Annotated in this window: 14 protein-coding genes and 1 pseudogene; 7 read left to right on the top strand and 8 right to left on the bottom strand. The window is 60.9% G+C overall.

Going from position 1 to position 15,634, the window contains the following annotated elements:
- Positions 1 to 89: 89 nt before the first annotated feature.
- A pseudogene (locus IB230_RS01665) lies at positions 90 to 323 on the top strand (BON domain-containing protein); the annotation flags it as partial.
- Position 324: 1 nt separating this feature from the next.
- Here IB230_RS01665 and IB230_RS01660 read toward each other — a convergent pair.
- Entirely contained in the window at positions 325 to 618 is a 294-nt protein-coding gene (locus IB230_RS01660) for a hypothetical protein (RefSeq protein WP_192268099.1), read from the bottom strand.
- Positions 619 to 627: 9 nt separating this feature from the next.
- On the bottom strand, positions 628 to 1,932 hold the full coding sequence (locus tag IB230_RS01655; RefSeq protein ID WP_225589128.1) for an MFS transporter: 1,305 nt from the start codon (positions 1,930 to 1,932) through the stop codon (positions 628 to 630).
- Between IB230_RS01655 and IB230_RS01650 the strand changes: the two genes are divergently transcribed.
- Both IB230_RS01650 and IB230_RS01645 read left to right on the top strand, forming a co-directional pair.
- Positions 1,932 to 2,915: an AraC family transcriptional regulator gene (locus IB230_RS01650; RefSeq protein WP_192268095.1), complete on the top strand. Its 984-nt coding sequence runs from the start codon at positions 1,932 to 1,934 to the stop codon at positions 2,913 to 2,915. The genes IB230_RS01655 and IB230_RS01650 overlap by 1 nt on opposite strands.
- Before the next feature lie 201 nt (positions 2,916 to 3,116).
- The gene (locus IB230_RS01645) at positions 3,117 to 3,482 is read left to right on the top strand and encodes a gamma-glutamylcyclotransferase family protein (protein WP_192268093.1); all 366 of its coding nucleotides are present in this window, start codon (positions 3,117 to 3,119) and stop codon (positions 3,480 to 3,482) included.
- A 90-nt stretch (positions 3,483 to 3,572) separates the two neighbouring features.
- On the opposite strand, the gene IB230_RS01640 is transcribed toward IB230_RS01645, so the two are convergent.
- Entirely contained in the window at positions 3,573 to 4,430 is an 858-nt protein-coding gene (locus tag IB230_RS01640) for an MBL fold metallo-hydrolase (RefSeq protein WP_192268091.1), read from the bottom strand.
- Complete coding sequence (locus IB230_RS01635) at positions 4,427 to 5,260, bottom strand: MBL fold metallo-hydrolase (RefSeq protein ID WP_192268089.1); 834 nt, start codon at positions 5,258 to 5,260, stop codon at positions 4,427 to 4,429. The genes IB230_RS01640 and IB230_RS01635 overlap by 4 nt, the downstream gene beginning before the upstream one ends.
- A gap of 117 nt (positions 5,261 to 5,377) precedes the next feature.
- On the opposite strand from IB230_RS01635, the gene gcvA reads away from it, so the two are divergent.
- Entirely contained in the window at positions 5,378 to 6,301 is a 924-nt protein-coding gene (gene gcvA, locus IB230_RS01630; RefSeq protein WP_192268087.1) for a transcriptional regulator GcvA, read from the top strand.
- 356 nt (positions 6,302 to 6,657) lie between these two features.
- Positions 6,658 to 7,017 (top strand): nuclear transport factor 2 family protein, encoded by a 360-nt coding sequence (locus IB230_RS01625; RefSeq protein WP_192268085.1) that lies wholly within the window; start codon positions 6,658 to 6,660, stop codon positions 7,015 to 7,017.
- Between the two features lie 97 nt (positions 7,018 to 7,114).
- Here IB230_RS01625 and IB230_RS01620 read toward each other — a convergent pair whose 3' ends face one another.
- From IB230_RS01620 to IB230_RS01610, 3 genes are all read right to left on the bottom strand, one after another.
- Positions 7,115 to 8,944 (bottom strand): hypothetical protein, encoded by a 1,830-nt coding sequence (locus tag IB230_RS01620; protein ID WP_192268083.1) that lies wholly within the window; start codon positions 8,942 to 8,944, stop codon positions 7,115 to 7,117.
- A 63-nt stretch (positions 8,945 to 9,007) separates the two neighbouring features.
- Entirely contained in the window at positions 9,008 to 10,111 is a 1,104-nt protein-coding gene (locus IB230_RS01615; RefSeq protein ID WP_225589125.1) for an SAVED domain-containing protein, read from the bottom strand.
- A 665-nt stretch (positions 10,112 to 10,776) separates the two neighbouring features.
- A complete protein-coding gene (locus tag IB230_RS01610; protein ID WP_192268079.1) occupies positions 10,777 to 11,955 on the bottom strand; it encodes a nucleotidyltransferase in 1,179 nt (392 codons plus the stop codon).
- 113 nt (positions 11,956 to 12,068) lie between these two features.
- Here IB230_RS01610 and IB230_RS01605 point away from each other — a divergent pair, with 113 nt between their 5' ends.
- Positions 12,069 to 12,983: a WYL domain-containing protein gene (locus tag IB230_RS01605; protein WP_225589123.1), complete on the top strand. Its 915-nt coding sequence runs from the start codon at positions 12,069 to 12,071 to the stop codon at positions 12,981 to 12,983.
- Between the two features lie 125 nt (positions 12,984 to 13,108).
- Here the strand turns inward: IB230_RS01605 and IB230_RS01600 are convergent, their stop codons facing one another.
- Positions 13,109 to 14,188 carry a site-specific integrase gene (locus tag IB230_RS01600; RefSeq protein ID WP_192268077.1) on the bottom strand — a complete coding sequence of 360 codons (1,080 nt, stop codon included), beginning with the start codon at positions 14,186 to 14,188 and terminating at the stop codon, positions 13,109 to 13,111.
- A 103-nt stretch (positions 14,189 to 14,291) separates the two neighbouring features.
- On the opposite strand from IB230_RS01600, the gene IB230_RS01595 reads away from it, so the two are divergent.
- Entirely contained in the window at positions 14,292 to 15,206 is a 915-nt protein-coding gene (locus IB230_RS01595; RefSeq protein WP_192268075.1) for a DNA-binding protein, read from the top strand.
- The last annotated feature ends 428 nt before the right edge of the window (positions 15,207 to 15,634 follow it).

The following is a 15,634-nucleotide window of genomic DNA, read 5'->3' as shown; positions in this document are numbered from 1 at the left end:
CGGTTGCGATGCTCGCCATACCCGGCCTGACTTTCGCCTACTCAGATGGCGCCAAGCCGAAGGCGGCAGCAGAACATGCCCAGCACAAGGAGTCAGCCCAGCCGGTGGATGACACATGGATTACCACGAAGGTAAAGGCCGACCTGCTGGCTAGCTCCAATGTTCCTGGCACTGAGATCAAGGTCGAGACCGCAAACGGCGTGGTTACGCTGTCGGGCACGATCTCGTCCCAGGCAGAGAAGGACAAGGCACTCAAGGTTGCCCGCGGTATCAAGGGCGTCAAGACGGTTGAGTCGGCTGGTTTGAAGGTTGCCACTCGTTGAGCTAGTCGACGACCTCGCCGTCCTCAAAGCCCGGGTGCCGCGAGGCAACCACCTGGCTGACGGTGCCGCCAACCAGCGTATGGCCCAACGGCACCAGCGGCGCATAGCCCGGCCCGACCGGCTCCATCAGATTGCGCATATACGGGTCCAGCGACAGGTACAGCGTGCGCAACAGTACCTGGCCTACATCGGGCACGGGCACTGTGCTGATTTCCATGCGGAAATCCTGCGATGAGGGCAGGCCGCGCGGGTGGGCGGCGAGCACGATGCGGCGATTGATCGGTGAGGCATCCATGGTAGTCGGTCAGTGGGTCTGCGAAACGGCGACGGGCGATGCGCCGCGCGGCCCAAAGCGCAGCGTGAGCAGGGCGCCAAGCGACATTGCCACCAGCGCGAACATGGGCGCGCCCAGCGCGCCAACGCTGTCCACCAGCACTCCGCCCCCCACCGCGCCGCTGGCGATGGCAATCTGGAACGCGGCTACGAGCAGGCCGCTCGCGCTTTCAGCCTGGTCGGGCGCGGCGCGCACGATCCAGATCTGGAAGCCGACGGGGAAGGCGGCGAAGGCGAATCCCCACAGGATGATCGCCACCGATGTCACCACGGCCGACTGGCCGGCCATCAGCAGGGCCGCCGCCAGCGCGGCGATCATCGCACTGCCGAGCACAACCACCAGGCGCTCGCTGCGGCCAGCCACGTAACCGCCGGCCAGATTGCCGAAGAAACCGGCAATACCGTAGCCGAGCAACACCGCCGAGACCGCGCCGATCGGCAACTGGGCGACGTTTTCCATCAGCGGCCGCACGTAAGTGAAGCCGGCGAAATGGCCGGAGATCACCAGCAGTACCGCCAGCAGCGCTGTACGCACGGACGGGCGGCCGATCAGGTGCACCAGCATGCGCAGATTGGCGCCGCCCTGTGCGGGCAGCGAGGGCAGCGTTGCCCACTGCGTGGCCAGCGTCACCAGACCGATCGCGCCTGCGGCGACGAATGCACTGCGCCAGCCAAAGACATCGCCCATCCATGCGCCGATCGGCGCCGCGCAGACCGTCGCCACCGACACACCCGACAGGATCAACGCCATGGCGCGCGGAAACAGCGCTTCTGGCACCAGGCGCAATGCCAGCGGCGCCGCCATCGACCAGAAACCGCCCAGCGCAACGCCGAGCAGCACGCGTGCCCCGATCAGCGTCCACAGATCATCTGCCCATATCGACAAGGCATTGGACACCAGCAGCAACGCCGTTAACGCGAGCATGACCCTACGCCGATCGAGCTTTCCGGTCAGCAGGGGGATCGACGGCGCGGCCACGGCGGCGATCAGCGCGGTCGCTGTGACCGTCTGCCCGGCGGCGCCCGCGCTGATGCCAAGATCGGTCGCCATCGCGGTCAGCAGACTGGCCGGCAGGAACTCGGCCGTCACCAGCCCAAAGACGCCCAACGTCAGGGAAACGACGGCAGGCCAATGCGCGGGGGCGGGCGCGGGATCCGACACCACAGAGACATCGCAAACAGAACACTCGGTTTGGGCCACGACAAGCTGCCAATAAGGGGGGGCCGGGCAGGTTAGGGGTAGGATGCGGGCGTTTCCATGCCGGAAAGACCGCAATGCTTGACGATTCCTCCCGCTTGCATGCCCCCATCGTGCCGCGCCCGAGCGACCTGCTGACCCGGGTACTGCTTGATCTGCGTCTGGAGGGCGTCGAGTACGGCCGCTGTGTGTTGCGCGAGCCGTGGGCGTTGTCATTTCCCGCGCAGCGCGATGCGCGCTTCCATTTCGTCGCCCGCGGGGAAGCCTGGCTGTGGACGCCTCAGATGCCGTGGAAGCGGCTGCAGGCAGGCGATGCCGTGTTGCTGCCGCGCGGCAGCCACCACGTCATGGCCAGCGCACCGGAAGTTCCCGCCGTCGACATCGCCTTAGTGGCGCGCAAGCCGGTTGCCGACAAGCTGTATCTGCTCAACGAGGGCAGTTCCCCCGAAGCACCGCACGTTGCCGGCACGCTCGACAGCGTGATGTTCTGTGGCGCGATGCGCTTCAACTTGGATCCGCTGCATCCTCTACTGGCGATGATGCCTGACCTGATGCATGCCGGCGCGCTCGTCAGCCGCGACCCCGCGGTCCCGGCATTGCTGGACGCGATGGAACGCGAGGTCGCACTCGACAGGATTGGCGCCTGCGGCATCCTTGCCAGGCTTGCCGATGTGCTCGCTGCTAGCATCATCCGCGCTTGGGTCGAATGCGGCTGCAGCGACTCCACCGGCTGGATCGCCGCTGTGCAATGCCCGAAGGTCGGCAAGGTTATCGCCGCGATCCATGCAGAGCCGCAGCGCGATTGGGACGTGCCCGCGCTGGCGGAACTGATGGGCGCTTCGCGCTCACGTTTCGCCGAAGCTTTCACCCGTACCGTTGGCGAAACGCCTGCCCGCTATGTAGCCAAGGTCAAAATGTTCCAGGCTCGCCGCTGGATCCAGAACGAAGGCATGCGGGTGGCAGTGGCGGCCGAGCGTTTAGGCTACGACTCTGAGGCTTCTTTCAGTCGTGCGTTCAAGCGGATCATGGGCATGTCACCGAGCGCCGTGCGCGCGGCCTGATCATACCGGGCGAGGACAATCGCGCGATCCGTCTTGTGACAGATCGACGCCTTGCTATCAAGATATTCAACCCGCCCGATCGGTGAGTCAGCCATACTCGCGTACAAAGAGTGGCCTGATGAAGTCAATCAGATGCGCATCTGATCGTTCTTATGTCGAGCAATCTCCTTGTCAATCTCGCCGAGAACATTCGAAGAAGCTATGGTCGATCAACTTTTCGTGTACGGCACATTGGCGCCGGGAAAGCCCAATGAGCACGTTCTCGCAGGCGTCTCCGGTACGTGGGCGCAAGCGACTGTGCACGGTAAGTTGGTTGATGCGGGGTGGGGTGCGGAACTGGGCTATCCAGGAATCGTTCCGTCCCAAGCCGGCGAGTTCGATGACGTCGTGACAGGGTTCGTCTTTTCTTCTTCGGAACTCCAAGCGCACTGGCATCGCCTGGATGAGTTCGAAGGGAACGATTATGCACGCGTTCCCATTCAAGCCACGCTCGAAGACGGACAGGTCATCAATGCGCAGACCTATGCTTTGAAGAGCGAGGGCATAGCTGTCCGCGCCGCGGTCTGACGACGCCAATTGTGCTGGGCTAGTCGCCAGCATGGCAGCAGACTATTCAGCGGATGCGCCAACTTGCGACGCCGTGGGCAGGGTACAGGGTCAACTCGCCCATTCCATCCATTCGCCGGGTGCAAGTTCCTGGATGTGGATGGATCGCTTGCGTGCCGCGCGGTGCAGTTCACCGATCGGATCAGAGACTTCGACATACTCTTTCATGCCAGTTACGCCGTAGTGGATCGGCACAAGGATTCTCGCACCCAGGATGTCAGCCGCCGCGACGGCTTGTTCGGGGGTCAGTACACCAGGTTGATCGCTTACGGGTTTGCGCCATCCGAAGCGCGCACCGTTGACGGGCAGGAAGGCGGCATCAAATGGACCGAACTGACGACCGATGCGCCACCAGTTTCCGTGCCAGAGCGTGTCGCCACCGTGGAAGATGCGCCTCCCCCCCGCGCTGACGACCCAGGACACCTGGGTATCGCCATAGCCATCCGCCGCTGGAACAGGCGTGGCGGTGAAGTTGCCCAGTAGTTGGGGCTCCCATAGTGGGCTGGGTCGCGCGCGTACACCGTCAGGTAGCGACAAAGGCGGAATGCCGGCCGGATGCGCCAACACGCCGCCTCGACGCAGTGCCGATCTTGCTGCCCCGATATCGAAGTGATCCGAGTGGGAGTGGGTGATCAGCACGCTCGTGTCGCCCACTGTGTTGTCCACGGATATCAGCGTGTCCGGTAGTGCGGCGCCCCAGGCGTCCTGGTTCACCAGAGGATCGATAAGGAGAGTCGCATCCGGAAGCTGCAAGCGGATACCCGCCCACGCCAGGCGCTGGGCGCGCAGGGTCGCCCGCGGAGAAGCCAAGAGCGATGCAGGAAGCAACGCGGTGGCCGATGCACCTGCGAAACGGAGGAGAATACGCCGGCGGCTTTCGTCAGCCGGTAGCCCGCTCTTGCCCTTCATGCGGCGGACCTCATGGACGTGAGCGATGCGTCCAGCGTGAAGATGGACTGGGAGACGATGACGTCCAGGTTATGCGCGTGCCATTCCCGCTCGAACGGCGTCGGTTGCACATGCGATTCCACGCAGTCCTCTATCCGGATCGATGCGATCCGATGCGGTACCTCTGCCGCGGGAGAATCCATGCGAATGCGTACTACGCTTTCCTGGATACGTTCGAGATAATGCAATGCGTTGTCGAGCACCGGGGCATCGAACGCACCAATGTGGCCACCCACTATCCTGCTTCTTCCAAGTGTGCGGATGCGACCGATGGCAGTACGCTGCAGCACAGGATCGGCTTTCGACAGGTAGACGATGTTGCCGACGATGTTGTCGCCCGCGAAAGCGAGGTCCGCCGTCGGCACATCAACGCTGAAGTGGTCCATCGTCTTGCCGGGATTGAACACGAAGTGGAGTTGGTGCCGGCCCCACTGCAGGACCATGTTGTCGAGAATCAGGTTCGGCTCCCGGTAGAACGCGGCAACAGGCTGATTCTGCGAAAGGAAGGTATGACGGTAATGTGGGTGGGCAATGACCAGTGCGCCGGGGAACTGCGTGAGCCCGGCCATGTGGTCGCTCATGAAGTGGGTGGTGGCGACCAGGTGTACGGTGATTCCCATCTGGTCGCAGAGCACGGCGCGCAGCCAGCGCGCATCTTCTTCGCTCCCCAACGCGTCGATGAGGAGTACTTTGCTGCCGTCAATGAAAGCGGTAGCCACGGATTCGTAAGCATCACCCACGAACATCATTACGTCAGCACATAGGTTTTCGATTCGCACGACGGAAGCCATTGTCAGGATGTCCGCATCGTGGGCAAGCGGAGACGCTGCGGCAAACGAGTTATTCTCAACTTCGCGTTATAAAAACTAATGCGATACGATGCTCGGACTTGCGCTGTAGGAATGCTCGTGAAACGACGCCACGCCGCACCTCTTAATGCCCTGCGAACCTTCGAGGCCGCTGCGCGCCACCTTAGTTTCAATGTGGCGGCCCAGGAACTGTTCGTGACGCCGGCCGCCGTCAGTCACCAGATCAAGCACCTCGAGGCTTATCTGGGCACCGCGCTCTTTCAGAGGAATCACCGCTCGGTCGTGTTGACGCCGGAAGGGCAGGCATTGGCCGACACGGTAGGAGAACTGCTCGGGAAGCTGGATGTGGCGCTGGATCGTGCTACGTCAGGGGCATCGACGGACTTGCAGGTGACGACAATGGAATCCTTGGCGGCGAAGTGGCTGGCGCCGCGACTGCATCGCTTCCAGCGCACGCGGCCCGATATTCGGGTGCGTGTCGTCACCAGTGACGGGCACGTTGACTTCGTACGTGAGGGCTTCGATGTCGGGATTCGGTACGGACCTGGCGGTTATGCAGACGTTCGCTATGAAGCTTTGATGGATGCACCAGTGTTTCCGGTATGCGCGCCCTCGTTGCTCGCAGAAGGCTCGCCGCCGCTCAATCGGCCGACAGATCTTCGGCATCACACGCTACTGCACGACGAGAGTGCGCGTGGCCGACCCGGTGTTCCGTCCTGGTCCGACTGGCTGAAGGTCGCCGGCGCCGACACTGTCGACGCGCGCCGTGGTCCCGTATTCGCCAGTATCTATCTCGCACAGGAGGCTGCCATTGCCGGACACGGCGTCGCGATGGGCGTTGCGCCCTTGGTGGAAGAAGATCTTCGCCAGGGACGTCTTGTCCGACCGTTCGAGCCGACATCGGAGAACGCTTACCGATTTTGGGTGGTCCGACAGGCCGGGCGGACAGCGGATGCCACCGTCGACGCGTTCTGCCAGTGGCTTCAGGAAGAAGCCTCGCATGGGACCACGCGATCCGTGTGACGCGTTTCAAAGTCGACCTGGCATGCTGATCGACGAACCGCAGCTTGAATCGGGTCCAGTCGTATCGCTTGCCATCGCTAGACTGACATCGACTCCTTCTGGCGCCACGGGTCAGGCCGGCTTCTTAGTCGCCTCTGTATACGCTGAGAAGCGCGAGGAGTACGGCCTCAACGCAGGCAGCCTCGTGCTTCTGTGTAACAGCGACGGTGTGGTCGACCACTTGAGGTCTGGCGGGATTCGCCTTGCGAACTCGTCCAGCCCAGCTGCGAGACATCGCAGGCACAGCTTCAGGGCTGATTGGAGGCTAGTATTGGTTTGCGCATTTCATGCAGGCAGAGGCCTATTGAGGAATTGTTATGGAATCGACGGTCAGGAAACTGGAAGAAGCATTGCGTGGTGCGATGCTTGCAAGCGATGTAGCTGCTCTAGATTCGTTGATCGCGGATGGGCTGATCTTTGTGGGACCATCCGGCGACGTCTTCAAAAAGGAGGATGATCTGAATCTTCACAGGTCTGGGCGACAGAAATTGACAAAGGCTGAGTGGCGATCTGTCGAGGTAGTCATGCACGGTTCGTCAGCTGTAACGCTAGTGAACGCCAGTCTCGCTGGAAAGTTCGATGGGACCGAATTCTCAGGCGACTTTCAGTACTGTCGCTTCTGGGTCGCCACTGCTATCGGCTGGAGAGTGGTCGGAGGATCAGTTTTGGCTCTGTGATTGCCAACTTCGTATAGCTGCTTCTAGCCAGGAGCTCAGATCGACTCAGGGGAATTAGGGAGATTTATCGAGGGTAGGGGACAGTAGTAGACGGGACTTACGAGAAGAATAGCGATTCAGTGTTGACGCTCAAGCCAAAAGCGCGGACTTGATTGTGGAACCGGGCTTCATCTTCCCGAAGAAACCTCTCGTATCGAGCTGCATTGCGTCGCACGTCCTCGTGCTCAGACTCCTGCGCCTTGGCTGTCCATGCGGCGCGCCCGCTTCGATAAGCCTTATGCAGAAAGGCTATAGAATCGGCCTCATTGCGAGGAAGCGAAAGATACGGAAGCCCGACCATTACATAGGGGCGACGTGAAGTGCTTCCGTAAACATCCTGCTGAGCTCGCCACAGCGCTACCGGAATCGCAACGTCAGAAGGCGATGCGAAAAGTGCTCGCGCAACATCTTGAGCCTCAGGATCCAAGACCGGATAAAGGCTTCCAATGTAGCCACGTGCACCTGCGAACGTGGCGCGCATACTCAATTCATGCCACGACCAGCAAGAGTTGTTGAAGAAGAGGGGGGCCGATCCCATTGCGAATGCATGAGAAGCGAAAAGCATGATCTCCCCATGCATCTGGATCCCCATTGAGCCAGGGACGCGGCCGATCTCCTCGCTGGCTACCAAGTATTCATTGCGACCCTCAAGTCCACCAAGATCTCGCCAGGCCAACATAGCGCTGCCTACCGGTAAAGCCTCCTTGCCGGCTTTGTCGCGCCAGCTCACGCCATCCAATGAATGAAAGCGGTAGTACTCCATTACCCGAAACATGTCCTCGAATCGGTCGTAGCTAAAGCTTAGGGCGCGATCCACGATCAGGGTTCGGTGCTTTCCTTCCAAGTCCGGGAACTCATAGGTAAGCCGATGCCCCTGCGCGTCTCCCGAATGGCTGGATATCACGATGACGTCATACGGGACGAGGTCAAAAAGAAACTGCACCATCATTGGAGTGGCCTCTTCCCCCTTGACCGTACGCACCAATGCTCCTCGTTCATGAAGGGCATGCGCTACATCAACCATCTCTGCGCCCTCGACGGCACCCGGGTCGACAAGCAAAGCAGTACGCGTCGATCGTGCCCGCCCTTGGGAAGCCCAGATGCCCTCGATCGTAGACCGTCCAAAGTCGGGGTAGCGATACATGTGGGTAACGGCCGTATGCGGAGCGATCACTCCCCAAGGAAATCCGGCCGTAACAAAGAGAATGGAGTCATAGCTCGTAAGCTCCAGCGTCCCAACGTGTTGTCGAGCACGTTCCACAATGGCATTGAAGCGCGTGCTTACTTCGCCGCCCTCGCCAAGATCGTATATATCCTCAATCCAATGATTATGTAGTTCCTCAGCCAACTCTGGGATGGTCACGAAAGAAGCGTTGCTAGCGAAAGCGATGTTGCTGGCGATAACTTCCGCCAACGCATCGCCCCGCTCGAACACTACAAGCAGATGTTTGCCCCGGCTTACCAACGATATCTCTGGCGAGGAGTCGAGGTCGATTACAAGTTCGCATGAGGCCAGACGCGCTTGATATACGCCTACGCCCAAGTTGTCCTTGCCCCAGTGCAGCGATCCTCTTGAGCGACTACGCCCGCCAACAATCGCCTTAAGATCCGGATATGCGTCATGGTGGGCACAGCGCGGCCAGCCAACCGCCATTGCTACTGCCGCGTCGTTAGGTAGGCCGCCGATCAAGACTTGCTGCACTCCAGAAAGAACAAGTGCGTTTCGTCGACGTATCGTTTCGTTTTCCGCGTCCTCACGCGCTAACCGCGGCCCATCCATTACCGGGAAGTAGCATCCCTGACGAGTAAAGAGAGCGGATACCTGCGCTGCCAGAAGTGCGTCATCGGTGACAAGTGCGCAATCTTGAAATGTCGGAGCGTAGAGCATGAGATTTTCCTTACCGATACCGTTTCCCACCCTAGAACAATACTTCTCAGAATGCCGATGCGATCACTTGGAGGGCGTGTAGGTCAACCTTAGAGGTTCTCCCAGAGATGCGCTGACGCTCCATGGATAGGGTGGCGCATGGTCCCTCTGATATTGGTAACAGTACACACTCGACATGTTTCTGAGGTCATAGGCGCGCCCCAAGCGCAGGGCCAAGGAAGCCGGCGCGGCTAGCACCAGGTCAACACGTGACACCGCGCGGTTTGCGAGCATGGCCATAAGTTCAAGGAACTGTTGGGAGAGTGCCGCCTGTTTTTCTGCAGACCAAAGGACATTGGGGCGCGGGTCTGGCAATGCCAGTGTCACCATAGGCAGTTCTGAGAAAGTTTCAGAGATCGCGCGGCGATCCACCAAGTAAGAAGCGGAGACAGCGACCAGTATCCGAGGTGAATTCTCAGGCAGGCTCTCCAAGCCTTTCACTTCAAAGCGCTCTCCGTCATCAGGCTCATCAAGCTCACGCCACCTACTTCCCTGACGATCCCAGTCCATGGAGAGAATCGCACCTTCATCGTCGAGCAGCATGCCTGCGGCAAAGAGGAAGGGCACTTGCACCACACCTCCAACCACTAGTTGCGTCAACTCACGAGGGCGATCTACGCGCGTAAGGCGCAGCAAGTCCGGTAGTCGCAACAGCTCCTGTAAGGCGGCCTCGGCCGCGCCTGTACGAGCCTGAGGGCGCAGATCCAGCAGGATCGACAGGCGCGCACCGGGTAGCCGTCGCGGGATCGCTGCGTTGAGCGGTGTGTCGGAGGTGTCCACCAAGCCGCGAAGCTCAACTGCAATAACGGTCGCACGCGAGGCGTTACGGCGGTCGTCGGCAGCATTGATACACATCCATAGCGTGCCGATGACAATCAGCACCACCCCAAGCCAGAAGGCAACCCTGAGCATCTCCAGGGGCAAGCCTTCGCCCGTGGACAGCCACGCTGTCCAGCTGCCAAGCGTTGCCTGGTGTTTGAGTTGAAGCGAGTAGCCGCCGGCAAAGGTGGCTAATACGATCATGACCCCCGTCTTCAGCAGCACACGGCCGCCGTGTCTGCGCCGCGTTGTCCACCTAACGAGGTGCTCAAGAATGTGCTGGGACCACCGCGTCCATGTTGTGCTCATGTCAGCCTGCTACTCCCCAGTTCCTGCCCGTGTGCTCTGAGCGATAGAGCCATCGCGGTGCCAAGTGTCGGAAGGGCGCCAGGTAGTGGCGAGTTCGGCACCGACCCAGGCGCTTTCCGCACTGACATGGGCAGGGCCGCTTGTTGGCCACGCGTTTTCGCAGGCTTAGCGCATGCAGAGCGCTGGGCACTTGATGGCCGCCCTTCAAACCGAACAGCTGGACGTAATCATCTACAAGTCCCGCCGTACCGTGCGCCAGTTCGGAGAACGGATAGTCATGCCCCTGTTCCCGCAGCGTGTGGGCATAGAGAAAGGGCACGACGCACTGCTCAATGTAGGTATTGAGACTGGGGGCTTGACCCAGCAGCGTCAGCAGCCGGAGCGGAGAGCCCAGGCACAAACGCCCTCCCGGATTGTGGCTGTCCAACCCGTGCGGAATCCGCCCCCCAACTTCTTGTGCGACCGGGAGCTTGGCGCCGGGCTCGGTCGGGATTTCCAATCGAACTCGGTAGGTGTCTTGCACCGTCGGTTTACCTGCCGGTGAAAGCTCAAAGAAGATCTCGCCCTCAAGGACTGCGATGGACGCGTCACGACTGGGACGCCGCCGCAAGCGGGACCACTTCTCCAGCCCCTGCACGATGTCGGACTCCCGGAAGTGCATGGCATTACTCAGCCCACGGCGCTGCAGGCGTGGTGGCCAGGGCGACCTTGGTCGGGGCTGAAGGCACGACGACAGAGGCGCCGGTGAGCGCCCGTGCCGTATCACCCGACATTCCTACCCGGAAGTCATCGTATGCGCTATCCAACAGGCGCTGGGGTACCTCCTGCGTCAGGTAGCGCTGGAATGCGCTGCGCGCTGCACTGATCCAGTCGTGGAAGTGGGCTTTGAGATTGAGGTGCCTCAGGTCCGCCCGGCGCCAGCGATCGGCGAAGTCTTCATCCGGCTCAACCGGGTTGAGGATGTTGTTGATGTCGGATGCTCTGACCTGTTCGAGCGCTGCCAGCGCTCGATGCAGCGAGGTGGTCAGGTCATCGCCCGGAACATGGGCATGCGCGGCGATCGTGGTGATGATGATCGAGGAGGGCTTCAGATCGGGATCATCGGAGAACTGGACGTCCCGATGGCGCTTGAGCAGCTGCACTGTCTGCTGCAGAGGTGACTTGCCTCGGTATACCGGCATGGGATCCACATGTGCCTTGGCGAGGATCTTGGACGGGTCCTCGTGCTGCATGCGCGAGAGAAACCACTGCTGATAGCCGCCTGGATTGCTGGATGGCCAGTCGTCGCTGATCTGCCGGTAGGTGCTTAGCGTGTCGTCGGTGATCCAGAGCGCACGCCGCGCGATTTGTTCGGCCAGCGCCATCGGAAGGGTCTGGCTCAGCATGCGGTTGCTCAGGTACTTGCGACGCACATCGTCCGCACGCAGGCCGGGCACGACATCCATATGAAATGGCATCGCATCCTCGTAGCTCAGCCGCCAGCAGCGGGTTTTGGGTTCAAGCGGCTTCTGGATTTGCTGGGCGATGCGATAGGCCGCCATCTCGCGACCGAGCAGGGCCTTCAAGTCGGCCTGTGAGTGGGTCTGGCGCGTCACGCCGCGGCGCAGCTTGCAGGTGAAGTCCAGGTCGTACTCTTCTTCCGGACTGACGGGCCGCACGGAGGTGCCCAGAGCGAACGAGCCTTGGACAAACAGGTGGGCGTCGTACGGCTGCAGCTCCGAGCCGGGACGTGAAAACCACTGTGCCAGGCTCTGATAGCGGGATTCGGCCTTCTCGTACGCCCGGTCAGGCAGTTCGATCTCCCTGAGCAGGGCCACTAGGCGGTCGTTTGAGAAACGAGTCATGGGGGCGGGACCGCATAGTCTGGGGATTGCTCACAGCCTATTCGAATAGTTTCTTTATCGTCAAGTAACTATTCGCATGATAGCCTAGACTAAGTCCCGCTGGAACCGATTACATGACCTCCACGTCAGATTTGGCCACAGATAGGCCCCGATGGGGCCAAGCACGTCGGCTGGCCTTCATTGATGTCAGGCTCCAATACGACGGGCGCATCAACCGCAAAGACTTGATCGCTTTCTTCGATATCTCGGTCCCGCAGGCATCGGCCGACTTGGCCCTGTACCAGTCCATGGCGCCAGCGAACCTGGAGTACGACCCTAGGCTTCGCACCTACGTTGCGCTTCCCACCTTTGATCCGCAGTTTGGTCGCTCCGTTGCCACCCGGTACCTGGATGAACTGAGCCGCTTAGCCCGCGGGGTCATTGCCGAGGAAGACAGCTTCATTGGCTTTGTCCCACCGACCGGTGTGGTCGCCACGCCCGCTCGCACCATTGATAGTGCAGAAGTGGCCACGATCGTGAGAGCAATACGAGATCGCCACACTCTGCAGGTGACCTATCAATCCATGGATGCACACGAGCCGCGCTACTGGCTGCTGACCCCGCATGCGGTCGGTTTTGATGGACTGAGATGGCATGTTCGCGCGTGGTGTCATACGCGGCAGCTGTTCAGAGATTTTGCGATCGGCCGACTGTCTATTGAGAGAACTGTGGAGAGCTCAGAGCTGATCGACCCCGAGTCGGATGTTGGCTGGAACACAACCGTGGCAGTCTGTTTGAAGCCTCATCCAGATCTCAGCCCGCTGCAGCGGCAAGCCGTGATGCGCGACTACGGCATGAAAGAGGATCGATGTGTGCTCGAGTGCCGTAAAGCGATGCTCTTCTACACATTGCGCCACTTGAACTTGCAAGAACTAGTGGTTTCAGACAATCCGGCCACGCAGCACGTCGTAGTTGACAACGTTGAAGAAGTGAAGCGCTGGATGAGCGAAGATCGTGCAGGTGTCGCGCGGAACCAAACTCCTAGATGATGGCACCGCCGAGAACGCAGCTCGACTTCAAGCAGGGGTGTGCCTGTCGGTCGACTCGGAGTTCTGACGCCTCCAAGTTTCTGGATTCATCCATCCACGCGAATGTCGCGTGTGCTGGCTCTTAACTACTTCAGAAGTCGGGCTGCCGGATTGTCCTCTGCAGCGCCGGCTTGGAAGTAGCCGATCACGCTCGCCACAGAGCGGTGCTCAGTCATCGCCATCACGGCAGGCAGTGGCACACCTTGCTTGCCGGCCTCGGTTACGAACCCGGAGCGCAAGCTGTGTGCTCCAAAGTCCCCCTCAAGCCCCGCCAAGCGGGCCCGTCGCTTCACGATCGCGGCCACCGAGCCAGGGAGGAGGGCAGGCCCGACCCGCCCCTTCCAAATCCGCCGAAAGATCGCTCCCTCGTGGATCTTTGCAGCTTCAAGCCAAGCGGCCAGCGCATTGGCGCTGCGCCCCAGAATCGGCTTGTCTGGGGTCGAATCAACCGTAACCCCGGCCTGTTGGGTTTTGGAATACTCCAGCCGGTAGATATAGCCGTCCTCGCCAACCTTGCGCAGGTCTCGCATGTCCGCGGCGGCGATCTCGCTTCGCCGGCGCCCGCCACTGGCAAATCCGAAGCAGAGTAGGGCACGGTCGCGCCGGCCCTCCAGGCTGTCGTCGCAGATAGCCAGCATGGCTTCCAGCTCGGCGCGGGTGATGGCGGTCTTCTTTGCTGGGCCCTCGCCGCGTTTGACCGCGGCGCGGCGGGCTCGGCTCAGCAGCGTTCGTACGCTTGGCAACTCGCACGGGTTGGCCAGACGCTTGAGCTTGTGCGCCGTGGACAGCACCGCGACGCGCTGAACCACCGTCGACAGTTTCAAGGGTCCGACCTTGGCCTTGAGTCCCGCCGCCACCAGCGCCCGATCGATCGCCAACGGCAGTTCGCTGACGAGACCGGCCTTGTTCTTGCGCTGGATGTGGTCGACCAGGAACTGGATCACCGCAGCCTCGCTGGCCGGCAAGGCCAGCTCCACGCCGTAGCGGGCCTGGTGCCAACCGGCCCAATAGCGCAGGGCGGTGGCGTAGCTGCGGGTGGTGTTGGCCGCAGCCGCTTCGGCGAGCAGTTCACGCACTGCGTCGGCGGCCTGTTGGGCAAGTTGCTCGGGGAGCACCAGGCTCGCGGCCGTCGCAGCCACGGTGGGCAATGTGCTATTTCGCTTCATACTATGTAATGTACGTTATGAAATAGGGCATCTACTAGCGATAATCATCACTTATCGTGAGTACGTATTCAACGGGGCAGGGCGGAGATCGAGGAGGCACTTCATGGCACGAGGCATTACCGAAACCGATGTCCACACCGCTGCAGATGACCTTGTAGTGAAAGGCGAGCGTCCCACGGTGGAGCGGATACGGGCTCATCTAGGCACAGGCTCGCCAAATACGGTTACTCGCTGGCTGGAAACCTGGTGGCAGCGACTAGGGTCGCGTTTGAATGGGCAGACGCTAGATCTGCAGGTGCCGGAGGCGCCCGAGGCTGTAACGGCCTTGGCAGGGCAGTGGTGGGCGCTCGCCGTGGCCAGCGGTCGGGAACTGGCAGACAACGCCTTGGCTAAGGATCGATCTGCCCTGCAAGCAGCACGCGCCGAGTTGCAAGAGGAAAACGTTGCGCTGATCGCGCGCGCCCGCGAGTTTGAAGATCAACTGGAGGCAGCGCGCCATGCGGAGCAGCTCTCCCTTACGCAGGCACGGGAGTTACAGCGTTTGGTGGCCCAGCTACAGGCTCAGATCGCCGAGACCAGCCAGCAACGAGACGCGGCACTACTGCTGGCCGATCAAGCCCGCGAAGCCGGCCTCGCGCTCCAGCAACAGTTGCATCACCAATTGACCACCACCCAAGCCGAGCGAGAGCAACTTACCCAGCATATCCGCGCCGTCGAGGATCGAGCACACCAGGAAATCGACCGCACACGACTAGAGACTAGGGAACTCAAACTCCAGTTGAACGAGGTCACTAAAGCCCACGCTCGGCTAGAGAAAGAGCGGTCGAGCCACAGCCAGCGAGCCGCGCGGGAACTTGCGACCGCAAACCAGCAGGCCGTCACCCAACGGACGAGGGCGGATGCGCTGCAGGCCAAACTTGCTGCACTCCAAGATCTGCCATCCGTTGTTCGCGCTGCGCTGGCACCGGCCAAGCCAAGAACCACCAAGCGTCGTGATAAGCCCGCCCGCACGCAATGAGCTTTTCTACGACGGGTAACCGTTCCAGGCTAGCGCTCTCATTGCGTCGCAGCGGGTGAGACACGTGATGGCATGATGTCGTTTTGAGAACCAACAAAGAGGTTGATTTGAACTTCAAAACCCTCAGGCGCGTTCATTCATTGTGGAAGCGCCGCAAGCGTTACGACAAATATGAGCAGATGCCAGATTGGCTGCTGGTAGTTCTCGGAGCTCCGTCGTTTTTGATCACGGCTTACTACGGCTACGTGTTGGCTCAAGCTGTGCCGGACTACCTACGAATAGCCAACTCCCTGTCCCTAACAGCGTGGGGCTGGCAGGGCTGGCTACTTTCCCTCGGCCTGAGTTGGATGGCCATGGCAGTCTGGCACTTCGGGAGCATTGCTTGGAAATGCAACGAGGTTCTGCGGGGTCGATGGTACGCGTAGAAC

Origin of the sequence: Pseudoxanthomonas sp. PXM01 (assembly GCF_014851815.1) — a bacterium.
Lineage (GTDB): Bacteria > Pseudomonadota > Gammaproteobacteria > Xanthomonadales > Xanthomonadaceae > Pseudoxanthomonas_A.
Note: the sequence above shows the minus strand (reverse complement) of the source record. Positions and strands in the feature narration are given on the sequence as shown.